General features: G+C 66.9%; 2 protein-coding genes and 1 pseudogene. 2 read left to right on the forward strand and 1 reads right to left on the reverse strand.

The window, feature by feature from the left end; translation table 11 throughout:
- Positions 1-432: pseudogene (locus DBR22_RS21545) on the reverse strand (molybdopterin-dependent oxidoreductase); the annotation flags it as partial.
- Positions 433-522: 90 nt separating this feature from the next.
- Here DBR22_RS21545 and purD point away from each other — a divergent pair.
- Together purD and DBR22_RS21555 are read left to right on the forward strand one after the other, a co-directional pair.
- Positions 523-1,839, forward strand: a complete 1,317-nt coding sequence (gene purD / locus DBR22_RS21550; RefSeq protein WP_108600670.1) for a phosphoribosylamine--glycine ligase — start codon at positions 523-525, stop codon at positions 1,837-1,839.
- Between the two features lies 1 nt (position 1,840).
- A partial coding sequence (locus DBR22_RS21555; protein WP_308810252.1) for a phosphoribosylaminoimidazolesuccinocarboxamide synthase occupies positions 1,841-2,174 on the forward strand: 334 nt, incomplete at its 3' end.

The following is a 2,174-nucleotide window of genomic DNA, read 5'->3' on the forward strand; positions in this document are numbered from 1 at the left end:
CAGCAGCCGCAGGACCACGAGCCCTGCCACCGTTCCCAGGACGGTGGGCACGGCGTCGAGCGGTTTGACGCTTGCCCGAGTGACGACGCTGGCCACGATCACTGCCCCCATGAACAGCACGCCGGCCACGCCCAGCGCCCATTTCCGGTAGGCCGCCACGCCCAGCACGCAGGCCAGCACGAAGATGGTCACCCCCATGCCCACGAACAGTGCGGCCTTGTCGTTGGTGCCGAACGTCGCTATGGCAAAATCCTTCATCCACGGCGGCGTGAAATCGATAAAGGTGGAACCCAGCGCGATCACGGGAGTGGCCCGCGCAGTAAAGAACGCCCCGATCAGCTCCGCTACGGACAGTACGACGGCGGCCGCCACCACGCCGGCCAGCGCGGCCATGGCGGTGGGACCCTTGAGCCAGTTCTGAAGCTTCTTCATGCCTTGGGTTCGTAGCCGATGCCGCGAACGATCGCTGGGCGGGGACACAGCTTAGGAGAGGGCAGGGTGCACAAAGTACCCTTGGAGACTGTGAAGGTACTCGTCATCGGCCCCGGAGGCCGCGAACACGCCATTGTCCGCTCCCTGCTCGCCGACCCCAACGTGTCCGAAGTCCACTCTGCTCCCGGCAATGCCGGCATCAGCAAACTGGTCCCCACCCACAAAATCGACGGGAATGATCCCGACGCCGTCGCGGCGCTGGCCGCCAGGCTCGGCGTCGACCTCGTGGTGGTGGGCCCCGAAGCCCCGCTCGCTGCCGGCGTTTCCGATGCAGTCCGCGAGGCAGGCATTCCGGTCTTCGGCCCCAGCAAGGCCGCGGCCCAGCTCGAAGCCTCCAAGGCATTCGCCAAGGAAGTCATGGCCGAGGCCGGTGTTCCCACGGCCATGGCCCTGGTGGCCACGAACGCGGAGGAAGCAGCCTCGGCGCTGGACACCTTCGGTGCACCCTATGTGGTGAAGGATGACGGCCTCGCAGCCGGCAAGGGCGTTGTGGTCACCAAGAAACGCGACGAAGCCCTGGCTCACGCCCAGGCCTGCTTCGACGCCGGCGGAACCGTGGTCATCGAGGAATTCCTGGACGGCCCCGAGGTCTCTGTCTTCGTGCTGTGCGATGGCCGCAACACCGTGGCCCTTTCCCCGGCGCAGGACTTCAAGCGCATCTTCGACAACGACGAAGGCCCCAACACCGGCGGCATGGGCGCGTACACCCCGCTCGAATGGGCCCCCGCCGGACTGGTGGACGAAGTCATCGAGCGCGTTGCCCAGCCCACCGTCCAGGAGATGGCCCAACGCGGGACGCCGTTTGTGGGCGTGCTGTTCGTTGGCCTGGCCCTGACCTCGCGCGGCACCCGGGTCATCGAGTTCAACGTCCGCTTCGGCGATCCGGAAACGCAGGCGGTCCTGGCCCGGCTCAAGACCCCGCTCGGTGCGCTGCTCCTGGCAGCAGCCAAGGGCGAACTGGACAAAGCGGAGGAGCTGCGGTGGTCCAAGGAGACCGCCGTCGCCGTCGTCGTCGCGTCCGAAAACTACCCCGACAAGCCGCGCACCGGCGACCGCATCCGCGGCCTCAAGAAAGCGGAAGCGCTTGAGGGTGTGCACGTGATCCACGCAGGCACCGCGCTCGACGACGACGGCAAGGTGGTCTCCGCCGGCGGCCGGGTACTTGCGGTGGTTGCGCTCGGCAGTGACCTCGTGGAGGCCCGGGAACGGGCGTACGACGGCGTGGAACTGGTTCAGCTCGAAGGCTCACAGTTCCGGACCGATATCGGACGGAAAGCCGCCCGCGGCGAAATCAAGGTTGCGTCCAACGCAACCGCATCGCTGCCCGTGACGAAGGCGAAGGCATAGCATGACCGAAAATTCCCCCCAGCGCGGCTTCGAAACCGCCACCCTTGATTTGCCGGGCTGGACGCACGTCTACTCCGGCAAGGTCCGTGACCTGTACGAGCCGGCCGATGAAGCCATCCGCCAGCAGGTGGGCCAGGATTGCGTCCTGGTGGTGGCCAGCGACCGCATCAGCGCCTTCGACCACGTCCTGGCGAACGGGATCCCGGATAAGGGCCGCATCCTCACCCAGCTGAGCCTCTGGTGGTTCGACCAGCTTGATGTGAGCCACCACGTGCTGGGCTCCACCGTGGCAGACGGCGTGCCCGCGGCCGTGGAAGGCCGCGCAATGATCTGCA

It is taken from the genome of Arthrobacter sp. HMWF013 (assembly GCF_003061105.1).
In the GTDB taxonomy this organism is placed as follows: Bacteria; Actinomycetota; Actinomycetes; order Actinomycetales; family Micrococcaceae; genus Arthrobacter.